The 17891-nt window shown below is 37.2% G+C and carries 27 protein-coding genes; 26 read left to right on the top strand and 1 reads right to left on the bottom strand.

What is annotated here, in order from left to right; translation table 11 throughout:
- A complete protein-coding gene (locus tag J8281_RS02025; protein WP_210195906.1) occupies positions 1 to 3267 on the bottom strand; it encodes a SusC/RagA family TonB-linked outer membrane protein in 3267 nt (1088 codons plus the stop codon).
- Positions 3268 to 3698: 431 nt separating this feature from the next.
- Between J8281_RS02025 and rpsL the strand changes: the two genes are divergently transcribed.
- From rpsL to infA, 26 genes are all read left to right on the top strand, one after another.
- Entirely contained in the window at positions 3699 to 4073 is a 375-nt protein-coding gene (gene rpsL / locus J8281_RS02020) for a 30S ribosomal protein S12 (protein ID WP_024770883.1), read from the top strand.
- Between the two features lie 19 nt (positions 4074 to 4092).
- Complete coding sequence (gene rpsG, locus J8281_RS02015; protein WP_210195905.1) at positions 4093 to 4569, top strand: 30S ribosomal protein S7; 477 nt, start codon at positions 4093 to 4095, stop codon at positions 4567 to 4569.
- A 12-nt stretch (positions 4570 to 4581) separates the two neighbouring features.
- Positions 4582 to 6708, top strand: coding sequence for an elongation factor G (gene fusA, locus J8281_RS02010; RefSeq protein WP_210195904.1), 2127 nt, complete (start codon positions 4582 to 4584; stop codon positions 6706 to 6708).
- 11 nt (positions 6709 to 6719) lie between these two features.
- A complete protein-coding gene (gene rpsJ, locus J8281_RS02005) occupies positions 6720 to 7025 on the top strand; it encodes a 30S ribosomal protein S10 (protein ID WP_010181931.1) in 306 nt (101 codons plus the stop codon).
- A 275-nt stretch (positions 7026 to 7300) separates the two neighbouring features.
- Complete coding sequence (gene rplC, locus J8281_RS02000) at positions 7301 to 7918, top strand: 50S ribosomal protein L3 (RefSeq protein WP_210196076.1); 618 nt, start codon at positions 7301 to 7303, stop codon at positions 7916 to 7918.
- Positions 7918 to 8547: a 50S ribosomal protein L4 gene (gene rplD, locus J8281_RS01995; RefSeq protein WP_210195903.1), complete on the top strand. Its 630-nt coding sequence runs from the start codon at positions 7918 to 7920 to the stop codon at positions 8545 to 8547. Before rplC ends, rplD begins: the two co-directional genes overlap by 1 nt.
- A gap of 5 nt (positions 8548 to 8552) precedes the next feature.
- Positions 8553 to 8843, top strand: a complete 291-nt coding sequence (gene rplW / locus J8281_RS01990; protein ID WP_210195902.1) for a 50S ribosomal protein L23 — start codon at positions 8553 to 8555, stop codon at positions 8841 to 8843.
- 9 nt (positions 8844 to 8852) lie between these two features.
- A complete protein-coding gene (gene rplB / locus J8281_RS01985; RefSeq protein WP_210195901.1) occupies positions 8853 to 9677 on the top strand; it encodes a 50S ribosomal protein L2 in 825 nt (274 codons plus the stop codon).
- Between the two features lie 6 nt (positions 9678 to 9683).
- Positions 9684 to 9962, top strand: a complete 279-nt coding sequence (gene rpsS / locus J8281_RS01980; RefSeq protein ID WP_210195900.1) for a 30S ribosomal protein S19 — start codon at positions 9684 to 9686, stop codon at positions 9960 to 9962.
- Positions 9963 to 9970: 8 nt separating this feature from the next.
- Positions 9971 to 10378, top strand: coding sequence for a 50S ribosomal protein L22 (rplV, locus tag J8281_RS01975; RefSeq protein WP_210195899.1), 408 nt, complete (start codon positions 9971 to 9973; stop codon positions 10376 to 10378).
- An 8-nt stretch (positions 10379 to 10386) separates the two neighbouring features.
- Entirely contained in the window at positions 10387 to 11112 is a 726-nt protein-coding gene (rpsC, locus tag J8281_RS01970; RefSeq protein ID WP_210195898.1) for a 30S ribosomal protein S3, read from the top strand.
- A gap of 20 nt (positions 11113 to 11132) precedes the next feature.
- Entirely contained in the window at positions 11133 to 11552 is a 420-nt protein-coding gene (gene rplP, locus J8281_RS01965) for a 50S ribosomal protein L16 (RefSeq protein ID WP_210195897.1), read from the top strand.
- 11 nt (positions 11553 to 11563) lie between these two features.
- Entirely contained in the window at positions 11564 to 11758 is a 195-nt protein-coding gene (rpmC, locus tag J8281_RS01960; RefSeq protein WP_210195896.1) for a 50S ribosomal protein L29, read from the top strand.
- 12 nt (positions 11759 to 11770) lie between these two features.
- Complete coding sequence (gene rpsQ / locus J8281_RS01955) at positions 11771 to 12028, top strand: 30S ribosomal protein S17 (RefSeq protein ID WP_109299479.1); 258 nt, start codon at positions 11771 to 11773, stop codon at positions 12026 to 12028.
- A 2-nt stretch (positions 12029 to 12030) separates the two neighbouring features.
- Complete coding sequence (gene rplN / locus J8281_RS01950) at positions 12031 to 12399, top strand: 50S ribosomal protein L14 (RefSeq protein ID WP_027392543.1); 369 nt, start codon at positions 12031 to 12033, stop codon at positions 12397 to 12399.
- Positions 12400 to 12413: 14 nt separating this feature from the next.
- The gene (gene rplX, locus J8281_RS01945) at positions 12414 to 12725 is read left to right on the top strand and encodes a 50S ribosomal protein L24 (protein WP_210195895.1); all 312 of its coding nucleotides are present in this window, start codon (positions 12414 to 12416) and stop codon (positions 12723 to 12725) included.
- Positions 12726 to 12727: 2 nt separating this feature from the next.
- Positions 12728 to 13279: a 50S ribosomal protein L5 gene (rplE, locus tag J8281_RS01940; RefSeq protein ID WP_210195894.1), complete on the top strand. Its 552-nt coding sequence runs from the start codon at positions 12728 to 12730 to the stop codon at positions 13277 to 13279.
- Positions 13280 to 13281: 2 nt separating this feature from the next.
- On the top strand, positions 13282 to 13551 hold the full coding sequence (gene rpsN / locus J8281_RS01935) for a 30S ribosomal protein S14 (protein WP_210195893.1): 270 nt from the start codon (positions 13282 to 13284) through the stop codon (positions 13549 to 13551).
- A 67-nt stretch (positions 13552 to 13618) separates the two neighbouring features.
- Complete coding sequence (rpsH, locus tag J8281_RS01930; protein ID WP_210195892.1) at positions 13619 to 14017, top strand: 30S ribosomal protein S8; 399 nt, start codon at positions 13619 to 13621, stop codon at positions 14015 to 14017.
- A 20-nt stretch (positions 14018 to 14037) separates the two neighbouring features.
- Positions 14038 to 14580, top strand: a complete 543-nt coding sequence (gene rplF / locus J8281_RS01925) for a 50S ribosomal protein L6 (protein WP_210195891.1) — start codon at positions 14038 to 14040, stop codon at positions 14578 to 14580.
- A 10-nt stretch (positions 14581 to 14590) separates the two neighbouring features.
- Complete coding sequence (gene rplR, locus J8281_RS01920) at positions 14591 to 14947, top strand: 50S ribosomal protein L18 (protein ID WP_210195890.1); 357 nt, start codon at positions 14591 to 14593, stop codon at positions 14945 to 14947.
- 5 nt (positions 14948 to 14952) lie between these two features.
- Positions 14953 to 15477: a 30S ribosomal protein S5 gene (gene rpsE, locus J8281_RS01915; protein ID WP_210195889.1), complete on the top strand. Its 525-nt coding sequence runs from the start codon at positions 14953 to 14955 to the stop codon at positions 15475 to 15477.
- Between the two features lie 11 nt (positions 15478 to 15488).
- The gene (gene rpmD, locus J8281_RS01910) at positions 15489 to 15668 is read left to right on the top strand and encodes a 50S ribosomal protein L30 (protein WP_210195888.1); all 180 of its coding nucleotides are present in this window, start codon (positions 15489 to 15491) and stop codon (positions 15666 to 15668) included.
- Between the two features lie 9 nt (positions 15669 to 15677).
- Entirely contained in the window at positions 15678 to 16130 is a 453-nt protein-coding gene (gene rplO / locus J8281_RS01905) for a 50S ribosomal protein L15 (RefSeq protein ID WP_210195887.1), read from the top strand.
- A 10-nt stretch (positions 16131 to 16140) separates the two neighbouring features.
- Positions 16141 to 17478 (top strand): preprotein translocase subunit SecY, encoded by a 1338-nt coding sequence (gene secY, locus J8281_RS01900; RefSeq protein WP_210195886.1) that lies wholly within the window; start codon positions 16141 to 16143, stop codon positions 17476 to 17478.
- 108 nt (positions 17479 to 17586) lie between these two features.
- A complete protein-coding gene (gene infA / locus J8281_RS01895) occupies positions 17587 to 17802 on the top strand; it encodes a translation initiation factor IF-1 (RefSeq protein WP_010181908.1) in 216 nt (71 codons plus the stop codon).
- Positions 17803 to 17891 lie beyond the last annotated feature (89 nt).

Below are 17891 nucleotides of genomic sequence, written 5' to 3'. Positions count from 1 at the left end.
TTAGAAAGATGCTTTAATACTCATACCATATCTTCTTGAACTTGGTCCGTTAAGAAAATCGAATCCTCTACCATTACCTACACCGGTTCCGGTTACGTTGGGGTCAAAATTTGTTCCATCGGGAATATTAAAAGCGTTAAACCATAGATTGTATCCGGTAAGATTTAAGCTAAGTGCTCCAAAAGGGGTGTTGTCTAAAAATTTTGCAGGCAAACTATAGCCCAAAGAAAGTTCTTGTAGTCTTAATACCGTACCATCAAAAACTCCTAATTCATCGGGTCCGAACAGTACATTTGTAAAATAGAAGGTTGAGTTATTAATTTGTATGTTATTAGGCGATCCGTCATCGCGAACTCCAGGTAGGATAAATGTATTTTCTCTGTCTACCGTATCTGTTGTTAATCCGCGACCTAGTAATGTAGAAACCGTTCTAGAATAGATATCGCCTCCTTTCACAAAAGTAAATAGGAAGTTGAGGTTAAAATTTTTGAATGAAAACGAATTTGATACATTTAATAAATAATCAGGATTAGGATCACCGATGATAAAAGTACCTTCTTCTTCTCTATAATTTCCTGCATCGTTAACTAAAAAATTACCTTCATCATCTCTCTGGATTCTACTTCCTACGATTACACCTAATGGTTCACCTTCTATAGCAGCATTACCAAGGTTTGAAAAACCAGAATACACTATAATGTCTGTATCTGCTCCAAGATCTTTAACGATCGCTTCATTTGCGGTAAAATTGATACTGGTATTCCAAAAGAATCCATCACTTTCAAGTGATTTTAATATATCGACACCCAGATCTATTTCGATACCATCGCTTTCTATTTCTCCTATATTCTCACTTTTAATAGTAGCCCCCGTTGAAGGATCTAGCGGACGGTCAACTATTAGATCTTGAGTAGTCCTGTTGTAATAGGAAACGTTGAGACTTACTCTATTTCTAAAAAATCTTGACTCTATACCAAATTCTAGCTCATTAAGCCTTTCGGGTTTTAAATTGGGGTTTTCTAGTCGCGAAGGGATAGAGTTGGTTACTATATCTCTTCCTGTATCAGAATCCTGGAAATATTGTGTTTCTATATCCAAAGTAGCTGCAATAGGATAACCACTAGGGAAATTGGCAGAAGTACCATATCCCCCTCTAAACTTAAGATAATTGATTCCATTTTCAGATTTCAAGCCGGGGATAGCCGTGGTTGGTAAAAAAGATAAACTGGCGCTTGGATAAAAAATAGACCTATTCTCGGTACTTAAATTGGATACCCAATCGTTTCTTCCAGCTAGGGTTACATATAGCATTCTCTTGTAATCGAAATCAGCTTGCCCATATAAACCAACGATATTTCTTTCTTGCTTGAATTCGATTTCATCCTGATTAGCAAAATTCACATGTCTAAAAAAGCCGAATACCTGTTGATCACTACTAGCTACTCCATTACGTTCAAAAAGTTCTCTTCTGCTCGTAGCTCCAAGGTTAAAGGTCATTCCAATGTTATCAGTCAGGTCAAAATCTCCATTCAGTATAAAGTTATGGTCATAAATGGTGTTGATGTTGGTCCAGGTTTGATAAATACCACTACGAAGTGCAGCATCATCGCTAACACCTCCTCGATTTTGCTGATTTATATTAGCTTCAGTATAGTTATCAAGTCCAAAGCGATACACCAGGTTTAAGTTTTCAGAAAAATCATATTGTAATGTTCCGTTTCCAAAAACTCGATTTGTAGTTTGTCTATTTAATGCATTAGCAACTGTCCATAATGGATGCTGAATGCTATTATTCTGTCTGTAATAAACGCTTCGACCATCAACCGGACTTTGAAAAGGTAGCCCTAACAGGTCGACACTTCTTGGTGTGAAAAACAGTTCTCCAAATACAGAAGATCCTGTTCCGAATGCTCCATTACCATTACTTGCTGAAACAGGCGGAGTCCTAAAATCTGTTTTTGAATAGTTTAGCGTATTTGAGATGGTAATTTTATTTGAAAGTACAGCTCGTCCACCAAACCCAAGCGTATTTCTTCTTAATGTGTTTCCCGGGGTGAACCCCTCATCTTCAAGGTAACTATAATTAGCATTGTAGCTTAGTGTATTATCAGGTGTAGTACCTCTAAAGTTAATAGCGGTATTAGACACAGCCCCGGTTCTGAAAAAGTTCTCTACACTGTCATAGGGTCTCCATTCGTAGCGTGCACCTGCGAATTCAGGAAAATCTGAAGGGATGCCTGTAGCTGCTGCTGCTGTGCTGTAGGGGTGTGCTAGTGTTCCATTTTCATCAAAACCTACATTAGGCCGGGCATCTATTCCATTACCCCATCCGGCAACCCCATCTCTTTCAAAGCTGGGTCCCCAGTTACTAAAGAACCAACCAAAAGCCTGATCAAATCCATTACCGTATTGATCTTGATAATCAGGTAATGAGGCAATTTCATTAAAAAAGAAAGAAGAAGTTATGGTGACCTCATTTTTCTTAATGGCACTGCCAGAAGAGCCGTTTTTGGTAGTAATTAAAATGACACCATTTCTACCTGCGGTACCATACAGGGTTGCCGCCGCAAGTCCTTTTAAAACATTCACGCTTTCGATACTGTTAGGATCAAGATCAAGAAAGCGACTGGACCCCGAGTTTCCGTCTACAAAGTCATTTTGATCATTCCCATCGTTTGCCCCTTGCGAGTTGGTATCACTGCTAAAAGGAACACCATCAACAATAAACAGCGGTTGATTGCTTCCGCTAAAAGAACTTAGACCTCTAATTACAATATTGGTTCCAGAACCAGATAGACCATTTTGTTGCGTAATGTTAACACCAGATGCTTTGCCAAACAAAACACGACCAATGTCACCTTCGGCTCGTTGCTCTAGTTGCTCATCTTTGACCTCGGCTACTGCATATCCAAGCGCTTGTTTTTCACGTTTTATTCCTTGGGCTGTTACGATAACTTCCTCGAGTTCTGAGGTCGAAGCATCAAGTTGCACATCAATAGTTGTATTGTCTCCAATAGTTACCTCTTTAGTATCGAATCCTAAGTAACTAAAGACTATTACACTTCCTGCTGAAGCTTGCAAACTATAAAGTCCGTCAAAATCAGATTGAGTTCCTGAGTTTGTTCCTTTTGTTACAACATTTACACCAGGAAGCGGTGAGCCTTGTTCATCAGTAATTTTACCTGTGATCGTTTTTTCTTGTGCAAATGAAACTTGCACGACTAATACTAGGAATAGTATTAGAATTTGCATTCTTGTTACATTCATTGATTTGTGTGTTTATATAATTTGTTGAGTATAAAATTGATAATAAATATGAAACATCACATGATAATTTTGATTATTTTAACATTTATTAACTAATAGATGTGTTAAATTAATATAATTTAATAGTGTAATGTTATTTTCTTAAAATAAGATGAAATAAACTGAGAATATGATTTTAGATATGGTAAGGATGACATCTTCTCGAAGTCGACTGATCGGCTTCTGGCTTCTCAAATTTTGAATTTTTATCAATCAATGTAACCCTAAACTTGTGTGTATTTGAATCTTTATAAAAATACCCTGGTATTATCAAACAATTTAAATCTATTTGAAAATTAATTTCTTAGTATTTGATTTACTGAAAAAAAATTCTACCTTTGCAGCCCTTTTAGAAGGGATATTTAAAATTTAATAATAGTGTAAAGCAAATTATGCCAACAATTTCACAATTAGTAAGAAAAGGTAGAGCCAAAATAACTAAGAAGAGTAAATCGGCTGCTTTGGATTCGTGCCCGCAACGTCGCGGTGTTTGTACGCGTGTTTATACTACTACACCTAAGAAGCCAAATTCAGCTATGCGTAAAGTAGCCAGAGTTAGGTTAACTAATGGTAAAGAAGTAAACGCTTACATCGGTGGCGAAGGTCACAACCTCCAAGAGCATTCGATAGTATTAGTTAGAGGTGGAAGGGTAAAAGATTTACCAGGAGTTAGATATCACATTGTTCGTGGAGCTTTAGACACCGCTGGTGTAGAAGGTAGAACACAACGACGATCTAAGTATGGTGCCAAACGCCCTAAGAAGTAATTAAAAACTTTAAGAAGACATGAGAAAAAGAAAGGCTAAAAAAAGACCAATTCTTCCAGATCCGCGATTTAACGATCAATTAGTTACTCGTTTTGTAAATATGATGATGTGGGACGGAAAAAAGTCTACTGCTTTTAGAATCTTCTACGATGCTATCGATATCGTAGATGAAAAAAAACAAAATGACGAAAAGACTGCATTAGAAATGTGGAAAGATGCGTTGTCAAACGTAATGCCTCACGTAGAAGTACGAAGCCGAAGAGTAGGTGGAGCTACTTTTCAAATTCCTAATCCTATTCGACCAGACCGAAAAATATCAACTGCTATGAAGTGGTTGATCCAATTTGCTCGAAAAAGAAATGAGAAATCTATGGCTCAGAAACTTGCTTCAGAGATTATCGCTGCAGAAAAAGAAGAAGGAGCTGCTGTAAAAAAGAGGGTAGATACTCATAAAATGGCTGAAGCTAATAAAGCATTCTCACACTTTCGATTTTAATCAATAACAGAAATGGCTAGAGATTTAAAATATACTAGAAATATAGGAATTGCTGCGCATATTGACGCAGGAAAGACAACGACTACAGAGCGTATATTGTATTATACCGGTGTAAGTCATAAAATAGGTGAGGTGCACGACGGTGCGGCTACTATGGACTGGATGGAGCAAGAGCAAGAACGTGGTATTACCATTACTTCGGCTGCTACCACATGTACATGGAATTTTCCAACAGAAAATGGCAAGCCAACACCTGAAACCAAAGGATATCATTTTAACATAATCGACACTCCTGGTCACGTGGATTTTACTGTAGAAGTAAATCGTTCATTACGTGTGCTTGACGGATTAGTATTCTTATTTAGTGCGGTTGATGGTGTAGAGCCTCAATCAGAGACCAACTGGAGACTTGCCGATAATTACAAAGTTCCTAGAATGGGATTTGTAAATAAAATGGATCGACAAGGATCTAACTTTTTAGCAGTATGTAATCAGGTTAAAGAAATGTTAGGTTCTAATGCGGTTCCTATTGTTTTGAATATTGGTGACGAAGCTGATTTTAAAGGAATTGTAGATCTTGTGAAAAACCGAGCTATTATTTGGCACGACGAGACACAAGGGGCTACTTTTGATGTTGTAGATATTCCTGAAGATCTTAAAGAAGAAGCTAAAGAGCTTCGAGGTAAACTTATTGAAGAAGTTGCTGCATATGATGAAGATCTTCTTGAAAAATATATGGAAGATGAGGATTCTATTACCGAAGACGAAGTGCATGCCGCACTTAGAGCTGCAGTAATGGATATGTCTATTATACCTATGGTATGTGGGTCTGCATTTAAAAACAAAGGGGTGCAGTTTTTATTAGATGCTGTATGTCGATATTTACCTTCTCCTACAGATAAAGATGCTATCGTAGGTACAGATCCTAATACCGACGAAGAAATTGCACGTAAACCTGATGTAAAAGAACCTTTCTCGGCATTAGCCTTCAAAATTGCTACCGATCCATTTGTAGGTCGTTTAGCATTTTTTAGAGCATATTCAGGAAGATTAGACGCAGGTTCATACGTGTTAAATAATCGTTCTGGTAAAAAAGAACGAATTTCACGTATCTATCAAATGCATTCTAATAAGCAAAACGCAATCGAATTTATCGAAGCTGGTGATATAGGTGCTGCAGTAGGATTTAAAGATATTAAAACCGGAGATACACTGTCTGACGAAAAAAATCCTATTGTTCTAGAATCAATGGATTTTCCTGATCCGGTTATTGGTATTGCAGTAGAGCCAAAAACAAAAGCTGATGTAGATAAGTTGGGTATGGCTTTGGCTAAACTGGCAGAAGAAGATCCTACATTTACGGTAAGAACAGATGAGGCTTCTGGACAGACCATTATTTCTGGTATGGGAGAGCTTCACTTAGATATTATTGTGGATCGTTTAAAACGTGAATTTAAAGTAGAAGTGAATCAGGGTCAGCCTCAGGTAGAGTACAAAGAAGCTATTACTGCGCGTGCAGAGCACAGAGAAGTGTACAAAAAACAGTCTGGTGGGCGAGGTAAATTCGCAGATATCGTATTTACAATGGAACCGGCTGAAGAAGGTGCAACAGGGCTCGAATTTGTTTCTGAAATCAAAGGGGGTAATGTTCCAAAAGAATTTGTTCCCTCAGTAGAGAAAGGATTTAAAGTCGCAATGAAAAACGGACCATTAGCAGGATATGAAATGGACGCTATGAAGGTTACGCTTACCGATGGATCATATCATGATGTGGATTCTGATCAATTGTCTTTCGAATTGGCTGCAAAATTAGGGTATAAGGCTGCTGCAAAAGCGGCAAGAGCTGTAATTATGGAGCCTATTATGAAACTTGAAGTATTAACTCCAGAAGAAAACATGGGGGATATTGTAGGTGACTTAAATAGACGTAGAGGGCAGGTTAACGATATGAGTGATCGTTCAGGTTCAAAAGTTGTTAAGGCGCTAGTTCCTCTTTCAGAAATGTTTGGTTATGTTACTTCATTAAGAACACTATCTTCGGGTAGGGCTACATCGACAATGGAATTTTCTCACTATGCTGAAACTCCTTCTAATATTTCAGAAGAAGTTATTGCAGCAGCAAAAGGAGTTAACGCGTAAATATTACAGCAATGAGTCAAAAAATTAGAATAAAACTAAAATCTTACGATCATAACTTAGTAGATAAGTCTGCAGAAAAGATCGTTAAGACCGTAAAGAGTACCGGAGCTGTAGTAACAGGGCCGATTCCTCTTCCAACACATAAGAAAATTTTTACAGTGCTAAGATCTCCGCACGTAAATAAAAAATCAAGAGAGCAATTTCAACTAAGTTCTTATAAAAGGCTTTTAGATATTTATAGCTCTTCATCAAAAACCATCGATGCATTAATGAAACTTGAGTTGCCAAGCGGAGTTGAAGTAGAGATTAAGGTGTGATAATTCTTAGCTTTCAAAAGCGAAGCGAATTGAAAGATTAGAAGTATCATATCCTGGCACAGGCTGGGATCTAAAGAAAATGAGATCCTGAAACAAATTCAGGATGAAAATGTCCCGAGCTGCGTGCAAGGGAAAAACGGAAACAAAATAGGATTCGGGATCGAATATATTTTGATCCCGTTTTAATTTGAAATAGAACTAATTGTTTAATAATAGAAGGAAGAATGAAGAATGTTAAAATTCTAAATTCTGAATTCGTAATTCTTAATTATAATATGTCTGGGTTAATAGGAAAAAAGATCGGCATGACCAGCATTTTCGATGAGAATGGAAAAAATATTCCATGTACGGTAATCGAAGCTGGGCCATGTGTGGTTACCCAAGTCAGAACCGAAGAAGTTGATGGTTATGAAGCTATTCAACTTGGTTTCGATGACAAAGCAGACAAAAATGCTACAAAAGCGGCTTTAGGTCACTTTAAAAAAGCAGGTACTGTTGCTAAACGTAAAGTTGTCGAATTCAAAGGTTTTGAGGAGGAGTACAAATTAGGTGATACAGTAACTGTTGAGCATTTTATAGAAGGTGAATTTGTCGATGTCTCGGCAACCTCTAAAGGAAAAGGTTTCCAAGGTGTTGTTAAAAGACACAATTTTGGTGGTGTTGGTCAAGCAACGCATGGTCAGCATAACCGTTTAAGAGCTCCGGGTTCTATAGGTGCTGCTTCTTATCCTGCAAGAGTATTCAAAGGAATGAAAATGGCCGGACGAATGGGAGGAGATCAAATTAAAGTTCAAAACTTAAGAGTGTTAAAGGTAGTTCCTGAAAAGAATCTACTTGTGGTGAAAGGGTGTGTTCCTGGACATAAAAACGCTTATGTAACGATTCAGAAGTAATGAAAGTAGCGGTAATTGATATTAACGGAAAAGAAACAGGAAGAAAGGCAGACCTTTCTGATGCTGTTTTTGGTATAGAACCGAATAATCATGCGGTCTACCTTGATGTGAAACAATACTTGGCTAATCAACGTCAGGGAACTCATAAAGCAAAGGAAAGAGCAGAGATAGCCGGTAGTACCAGAAAGATAAAAAAACAAAAAGGAACAGGTACCGCCAGAGCAGGTAGTATCAAGTCTCCTGTTTTTAAAGGAGGAGGTAGAATATTTGGTCCTAGACCACGAAACTATTCTTTTAAATTAAATAAAAATCTTAAAAGATTAGCTCGACGATCAGCATTGAGTATTAAGGCAAATGATAAGGCAATCCAGGTGGTTGAAGATTTCAGTTTTGATGCTCCAAAAACTAAAGATTTTACAGCTATTTTGAAGTCACTAGGGCTTGAAGATAAAAAATCTCTGTTTGTGTTGGCTGAGTCAAATAAAAATGTATATTTGTCGTCACGCAATTTAAAAAGTTCCGAAGTTATAACTGCTTCAGAATTAAGTACTTATAAAATACTTAATGCAAATAATGTTATATTTCTGGAAGGTTCTTTGAAAGGAATTGAAACGAATTTAAGTAAATAGAAGTCATGAGTATCTTAATAAAACCTATTATTACGGAAAAAGCTACTGCCGACAGTGAAATATTTAATCGCTATGGTTTCGTGGTAGATAGAAGAGCAAATAAGGTAGAGATTAAAAAAGCAGTTGAGGCTGCTTATGGCGTATCTGTTACCAAAGTTCGTACAATAAATGTTCGCCCAGATCGAAAAACCCGTTATACAAAAACAGGTATGATCACTGGTAAAACAGCTGCTTATAAAAAAGCAATTGTACAGGTGGCGGATGGTGATGTAATTGATTTATATAGTAATCTTTAAGACTAAAACATGTCAGTAAGAAAATTAAAGCCAATTACCCCAGGTCAGCGTTTTAGAGTAGTAAATGGATTTGACGCAATTACTACTGATAAGCCGGAGAAAAGTTTATTAGCTCCGAAAAAAAGAACTGGTGGTAGAAACAGTCAAGGAAAAATGACTATGCGCTACAAAGGTGGTGGTCATAAAAGAAGGTATCGTATCATCGACTTTAAACGTGATAAGCAAGGAATTCCTGCTACCGTTTCAACTATCGAATACGATCCAAATAGAACTGCATTCATTGCTCTTGTAAATTACCAAGATGGTGAAAAACGTTATGTAATCGCACAAAATGGTTTACAGGTAGGGCAAAACATAGTATCAGGTAGTAACGTTGCTCCAGAAATTGGAAATGCAATGCCTCTAAGCGATATTCCGCTAGGTACCATTATTTCATGTATAGAATTGCGTCCCGGTCAAGGTGCTGTTATGGCTCGTAGTGCCGGATCATTCGCTCAGCTTATGGCAAGAGATGGAAAATTCGCTACGGTAAAGTTACCCTCGGGTGAAGTAAGAATGGTCCTGGTTAACTGTATGGCGACTATCGGGGCAATCTCGAATAGTGATCATCAATTAGTCGTGGGTGGTAAAGCTGGTAGAACAAGATGGTTAGGTCGTCGTCCTCGTACAAGACCTGTTGCTATGAACCCTGTTGATCATCCAATGGGTGGTGGTGAAGGTCGTTCTTCAGGAGGGCATCCACGTTCTAGAAAAGGGCTACCTGCAAAAGGATATAGAACCCGTTCTAAGACAAAAGCGAGTAATAAATATATTGTAGAACGTAGAAAGAAATAATAAGATATGGCACGTTCATTAAAAAAAGGACCTTACGTTCACTATAAGTTAGAGAGAAAAGTTGCTGCAAATGTAGAAGCCAATAAAAAGTCTGTGATTAAGACTTGGTCCAGAGCTTCTATGATTACTCCAGACTTTGTAGGGCAAACAATTGCAGTTCATAATGGTCGCCAATTCGTACCGGTATATGTTACAGAGAATATGGTAGGACATAAATTAGGAGAATTTTCGCCAACACGTTCATTTAGAGGACATGCAGGTGCTAAAAATAAAGGTAAAAAATAATTTGAGTCATGGGAGTTCGTAAAAGAGAAATGGCAGAAAGAATTAAGGAAGAGAGAAAGCAATTAGCTTTTGCAAAACTTAATAACTGCCCTACGTCACCTCGCAAGATGCGTTTAGTAGCAGATTTGATTAGAGGTGAGAAAGTTGAAAAAGCGCTTCAGATTCTTAGATTTAGCCCTAAAGAAGCATCGCGTCGTTTAGAAAAGCTATTACTTTCAGCGATTGCAAACTGGCAAGCGAAAAATGAAGATGCTAGTATCGAAGATGCAGATCTTTTTATAAAAGAAATCCGTGTAGATGGAGGAAGCATGTTAAAAAGACTTCGTCCGGCACCACAGGGTCGAGCACACAGAATAAGAAAACGCTCTAATCACGTTACGATCGTGGTCGAAGCAAAAAATAATACACAAAGCTAATATAGACTATGGGACAGAAGACAAATCCAATCGGAAATCGCCTGGGTATCATTAGAGGATGGGAGTCCAACTGGTATGGAGGTAATGACTACGGTGATAAACTTGCCGAAGACGATAAGATTAGAAAGTATGTACACGCACGTTTATCAAAAGCAAGTGTATCTAGAGTAATTATTGAGCGCACGCTTAAACTTGTAACCGTTACTATCACTACTGCCAGACCTGGTATTATCATCGGTAAAGGTGGTCAAGAGGTAGACAAGTTGAAAGAAGAGCTTAAAAAAATTACGGATAAAGAGGTTCAGATCAATATTTTTGAGATTAAGAGACCAGAACTTGATGCATTCTTAGTGGCATCTAGTGTAGCAAGACAAATTGAAAGTCGTATTTCGTATCGTCGAGCTATCAAGATGGCTATTGCGGCTGCAATTCGAATGAATGCTGAAGGTATTAAAATTCAGATCTCTGGGCGTCTAAATGGTGCTGAAATGGCACGTTCAGAATCCTATAAAGAAGGTCGTATCCCTTTATCAACATTTAGAGCTGACATAGATTATGCTTTGGTAGAAGCTCATACTACATATGGTAGATTGGGTGTGAAAGTATGGATCATGAAAGGCGAAGTATATGGTAAAAGAGAACTTTCTCCTTTAGTTGGTTTATCCAAAAAACAAGGAAAAGGTGACAGAGGTGGACGAAGTGGCGGAAATAATAAGTCACGTCGTAGAAAGTAATTTTTTAAAGTAAATTAACAATGTTACAGCCTAAAAGAACAAAATTCCGTAAACAACAAAAAGGACGCATGAAAGGGTTATCTCAAAGAGGTCACACCTTATCAAATGGTACTTTCGGAATTAAATCATTAGATTCAAGTTTTGTTACTGCTAGACAAATCGAAGCAGCGCGTATTGCAGCTACTCGTTATATGAAAAGAGAAGGTTCAATGTGGATTAAGATTTTCCCAGATAAACCTATTACCAAAAAGCCTCTTGAAGTACGTATGGGTAAAGGTAAAGGTGCTGTAGAATATTGGGCAGCAGTTGTAAAGCCTGGTAGAATATTATTTGAAATAGGAGGTGTACCATTAGACGTAGCAAAAGAAGCATTACGTCTTGCGGCACAAAAACTTCCTGTTCGAACTAAGTTTATTGTAGCTAGAGATTATCAAGCTTAAAATTGAATATTATGAAGCAATCACAAGTAAAAGAATTATCTACAGCTGAATTACAAGAAGAACTTGGTAAATCGCGTAAGGCGTATTCAGATTTAAAAATGGCTCATGCTATGTCTCCTTTAGAAAATCCTTTACAATTACGTAAAGTAAGACGATCTATTGCAAGAATGGCTACAGAGCTAACAAAAAGAGAATTAAACGGTTAATTCTGCTGAAAGATGGAAAAAAGAAATTTAAGAAAAGAACGTATAGGAGTTGTTACTAGTAACAAAATGCAGAAGTCAATTGTGGTTTCTGAAGTTAAAAAAGTAAAACATCCCATGTACGGAAAGTTCGTGTTAAAGACAAAAAAATATGTTGCACACGACGAGAAAAACGACTGCAATATTGGTGACACTGTAAAGATCATGGAAACAAGACCTTTAAGTAAAACCAAATGCTGGAGATTAGTAGAAGTAATTGAAAGAGCGAAGTAATTATGGTACAACAAGAGTCTAGATTAAAAGTAGCCGACAATACGGGAGGTAAAGAAGTTTTAGTTATCCGTGTTTTAGGTGGAACAAAAAGAAGATACGCCTCTGTAGGAGACAAAATCGTTGTCAGCGTAAAAGAAGCCACTCCTAATGGTAATATTAAAAAAGGAGCAGTTTCAACTGCAGTTGTAGTTCGTACCAAAAAAGAAGTACGTCGACCAGATGGTTCTTATATACGTTTCGACGATAATGCATGTGTTTTGTTAAACCCTGCAGGCGAAATGAGAGGAACTCGTGTTTTTGGTCCCGTAGCAAGAGAACTGCGTGATAAACAATTCATGAAAATAGTTTCACTAGCGCCAGAAGTGCTTTAATAATACTTGTGAATATGACAAAGCTAAAAATAAAATCAGGAGATACAGTACGTGTAATTGCTGGAGATAATAAAGGTCAAGAGGGTACCGTACAGAAAGTATTGAAAGATAAAAATAAGGCAATTGTAGAAGGTGTTAATTTAGTTTCTAAACACCAAAAGCCTAGCGCAGCCAATCCACAAGGTGGTATTGTAAAGCAAGAAGCACCTATTCATATTTCAAATTTATCATTGTTGACCGCAAAAGGTGAAACAACACGAGTTGGATATCGAATAGAAGGAGATAAGAAAGTGAGATTTTCTAAAAAATCTAATGAAGTAATATAGTTATGGCTTATATCCCAAGATTAAAACAAGAGTATAAAGATAGAGTAGTATCAGCTCTTACAGAAGAATTCAGCTACGATAATGTTATGCAAGTGCCTAAGCTTAAAAAAATAGTTTTAAGTAGAGGTGTTGGCGCTGCCGTTGCAGATAAGAAGTTAATAGACTACGCAGTAGATGAGTTAACAACAATCACAGGTCAAAAAGCTGTACCTACAATTTCTAAAAAAGACGTTGCTTCTTTTAAATTACGTAAGGGAATGCCAATTGGTGCCAAAGTAACCTTAAGAGGAGAGCGAATGTATGAATTTTTGGATCGCCTCATCACTTCAGCGCTTCCACGTGTAAGAGATTTTAGTGGAATTAAAGCCACAGGTTTTGATGGAAGAGGTAATTACTCTCTAGGTATTTTAGAGCAAATTATTTTTCCGGAAATAGATATCGATAAAGTAAACAAGATTTCAGGAATGAATATAACCTTCGAAACTTCGGCTCAAACCGATAAAGAAGCAAAATCATTATTAACTGAATTAGGATTACCTTTTAAAAAGAATTAAATATGGCTAAAGAATCAATGAAAGCCCGCGAGGTGAAGAGAGCTAAAACTGTTGCGAAATATGCCGAAAAGAGAAAAGCTTTGAAAGAAGCTGGCGATTACGAAGCATTGCAAAAGTTACCAAAGAACGCTTCACCCGTTCGTCAACATAATCGTTGTAAATTGACTGGTAGACCGAAAGGGTATATGCGTCAATTCGGAATTTCTCGAGTTACATTTAGAGAAATGGCAAATCAAGGATTAATTCCAGGCGTGACCAAAGCGAGTTGGTAAAAAAATATAATAATTGGTGTAAGGTTCGATGTGATTTATCGAAAACCAATACCATAAATTTTAAATAATGAATACAGATCCCATAGCAGATTATTTAACCCGAATACGCAATGCAAATAGAGCTCAACACAGAGTAGTAGAGATTCCTGCATCAAAGGTTAAAAAAGAGATCACAAAAATATTATTCGATCAAGGATATATTCTAAGTTACAAGTTTGAAGAGAATACTACTCAAGGCACTATTAAAATTGCATTAAAATATAATAAGCTAACCAAAGAGCCCGTAATTAAAGAATTACAAAGAATTAGTAAACCTGGTTTACGAAAATATGCAGGATCTTCTGATATTCCCAGAATATTGAATGGATTAGGTATCGCAATAGTTTCTACTTCTCATGGTGTAATGACTGGTAAGCAGGCACGACAAGAGAATGTAGGAGGTGAAGTGCTTTGTTACGTATATTAACAGTATAAAAGACAAAAGAAATGTCAAGAATAGGAAAAAATCCAGTAACTGTTCCGTCTGGTGTCACTGTTGAAGTGACAGGTAATGTTGTTACTGTTAAAGGAAAATTAGGAGAGCTCTCTCAAGAAATTGATAGTATTGATGTAAAAGTCGAAGAGAATCAGGTAATTTTAGAAAGACCGAGTGATGCCAAAGATCATAAATCAAAGCATGGTTTGTACAGAGCGTTGATTAATAATATGGTAGTTGGTGTATCTGAGGGTTTTACTAAAGAGCTAGAATTAGTTGGTGTAGGGTATAGAGCTTCAAACCAAGGACAAAAATTAGATTTGGCGTTAGGTTTTTCGCATAACATTGTTTTAGATCTGGCCCCAGAAGTAAAGGTAGAAACGATTTCTGAAAAAGGTAAAAATCCTATCGTTAAATTAACTTCCCACGATAAGCAATTGGTTGGGCAAATAGCGGCTAAAATTAGAAGCTTTCGTAAGCCAGAGCCTTACAAAGGGAAGGGTATTAAATTTGTAGGAGAACAATTAAGAAGAAAAGCAGGTAAATCTGCATAATAACAGTGTTATGGCATTCTCAAAAGAATCAAGAAGATTAAAAATAAGAAAGCGTATCCGTGGAAGCGTAAACGGTACTTCGCAACGTCCTAGATTATCTGTGTTTCGAAGTAATAAAGAAATCTACGGTCAGATTATAGACGATGTCACTGGTAAAACTATCAGTGCTGCTTCTTCAAGAGATAAAGATATTGCGTCGGCGACGGGCAACAAAGTTGAAAAGGCTAATTTAGTTGGAAAAGCATTGGCCGAAAAAGCTAAAAAAGCTGGAGTAGAGACAGTATCCTTCGATAGAGGAGGATATTTATATCATGGACGAGTAAAATCATTAGCCGAAGGTGCTAGAGAAGCAGGGCTTAAATTCTAAGAATTATGTATCAAAAATATAAAAACGCAGAACTAGTAAAGCCAAGTGGACTTGAACTTAAAGACCGTTTAGTAGGTGTACAGCGTGTTACTAAAGTGACCAAAGGAGGTAGAGCTTTTGGATTCTCGGCAATTGTTGTCGTTGGTGATGAAAACGGAGTAGTAGGTCACGGCCTAGGGAAGTCTAAAGAAGTTGCTGAAGCTATTGCAAAAGCGGTTGAAGACGCAAAGAAAAATTTAGTTCGTATTCCTCTACATAAAGGTACTTTGCCACATGAGCAAAAAGGAAAGTATGGTGGAGCCCGTGTGCTATTAATGCCAGCTGCTACTGGTACAGGAGTTATCGCAGGTGGTGCTATTCGTGCAGTATTAGAAGCAGTAGGGGTACACGATGTACTTTCGAAAAATCAAGGATCATCCAACCCACATAACGTTGTAAAAGCTACATTCGATGCCTTATTGCAAATGCGTAGTGCGCAACAGGTGGCGACTCAACGTGGTGTTTCACTTGAAAAAGTGTTTAAAGGATAAATAGAATAACGATGGCAAAGATTAAAATTACTAAAGTAAAAAGTGCAATAAACCGCACTCAGAGACAAAAAAGAACTCTAGAGGCTTTAGGTCTTAAAAAGATCGGTCAGGTTGTGGAGCATGATAATACTCCTAATATTCTTGGGATGGTAAATAAAGTTAAACATTTAGTTTCGGTGGAAACAAAATAATAAAAGCACATGGATTTAAGTAACTTAAAACCTGCTGCAGGTTCAGTAAAAAACAATAGTAAGCGAGTTGGTCGCGGACAAGGTTCTGGAAAGGGCGGTACCGCAACTCGTGGTCATAAAGGAGCGAAGTCGCGTTCTGGATACTCTAAAAAAATAGGTTTTGAAGGAGGGCAAATGCCTCTTCAACGTAGAGTGCCTAAATTTGGTTTTAAAAATATTAATAGAAAAGAATATCAAGGGATCAACCTTGATACACTTCAGAAATTAGTAGATGAAGGAAGAATCAAAGATACTGTTGACTTTGATGTGATTTTGGCAGCACGTCTGGCTGGAAAAAACGATTTGGTGAAAATATTGGGTAGAGGGGAATTGAAGGCAAAATTGAAAGTGACAGCCCACAAATTTACAGCCACTGCAAAAGCAGCTATCGAAGCTGCAGGTGGTGAAGCAGTAACCCTATAATAAACGATTCATGAAATTTATTGATACAATAAAGAACATTTGGAAAATCGAGGAGCTAAAAAATAGGATCTTGGTGACTCTTGGTTTGCTCTTAGTATATCGCTTTGGAGCACAGGTTGTATTACCAGGTGTAGATGCGGCTGAGTTGGCAAATTTAGGAACACAAACACAGGATGGCTTGTTAGGATTGCTCAATGCATTTACTGGCGGAGCTTTTGCTAATGCATCGGTGTTTGCACTGGGTATTATGCCCTATATTTCTGCTTCCATCGTCGTACAATTGATGGGAATAGCAATACCGTATCTACAAAAACTTCAGAAAGAAGGAGAAAGTGGTAGAAAGAAAATAAATCAAATTACACGTTGGTTAACCATAGCTATTACCTTAGTGCAAGGACCTGGTTATATCTATAATTTATTTGCAACATTGCCCGCTGATGCTTTTGTAATTCCAAACCAAACTGTTTTCGTTGTATCATCTGTGATCATTATTTCGACAGGTTGTATTTTTTCAATGTGGTTGGGAGAAAAAATAACTGATAAAGGAATCGGTAACGGTATCTCTTTATTAATTATGGTAGGTATCATAGCGACATTACCGCAATCTTTTGTTCAAAATTTTTCTTCGAGAGTTTCGGGTGATGGAGGAGGAATGATCATGGTATTAATTGAATTGGTAATCTGGTTCGTGATCATACTGGCATCCGTTTTATTAGTAATGGCAGTTCGTCAAATTCCTGTACAATATGCCAGGAGAACTGCAGGTGGGGGTTATGAGAAGAATGTTTTCGGTTCACGTCAATACATACCACTTAAATTAAACGCTTCAGGAGTAATGCCTATTATATTTGCTCAAGCAATTATGTTTGTGCCCGCCGCAGTAGCCGGTCTTTCAGATTCTGAGGCATCACAGGGTGTAGTAGCTGCATTTAGCGATATTTTTGGATTTTGGTATAATGTTGTATTTGCTTTACTAATTATCGTATTTACCTATTTCTATACGGCAATAACAGTTCCAACTAATAAAATGGCAGATGACCTAAAGCGAAGTGGTGGATTTATACCGGGTATACGCCCAGGTAGTGAAACTTCTGAGTATTTAGATAAAATTATGTCACAAATAACGTTACCGGGATCTATATTTTTGGCATTGATAGCTATATTTCCCGCTATTGCTGTAAAATTATTAAACGTACAGCAAGGATGGGCATTGTTTTTCGGAGGAACATCATTACTTATAATGGTAGGTGTTGCTATCGATACCATGCAACAAGTAAATTCATATTTGTTGAATAGGCATTATGACGGATTAATGAAATCAGGTAAAAATAGAAAAGCAGTAGCATAAATAGGATGATAATAGTAATTAGTAGTTAGGAGTAGAAAATGAAACTATTCAATGTGAATTTCAGAATTTAATTACTACAACTAATAACTAACAACTAACAACTAAAAAATGGCAAAACAACCCGCAATAGAACAAGACGGAAGTATAATCGAAGCATTGTCTAATGCTATGTTTAGAGTAGAACTTGAAAACGGTCATGTTGTAACAGCTCATATTTCTGGTAAAATGCGTATGCATTATATTAAGTTGTTACCTGGAGATAAGGTAAAGCTGGAAATGAGTCCTTATGACTTATCCAAAGCGCGTATTACCTACAGATATTAATAAATTAAATTAGTTTATTGAGTTTTTTTTCATACTTTTGCAGGCTGAAAAAATCCTCTTTATACGTACGCCACAAAAGATTTTTTATT

The organism is Aquimarina sp. U1-2, from assembly GCF_017897595.1.
Classification (GTDB): Bacteria; Bacteroidota; Bacteroidia; order Flavobacteriales; family Flavobacteriaceae; genus Aquimarina.
The sequence above is the reverse complement of the archived record's forward strand: the minus strand, read 5'-3'. Positions and strand labels throughout refer to the sequence as shown.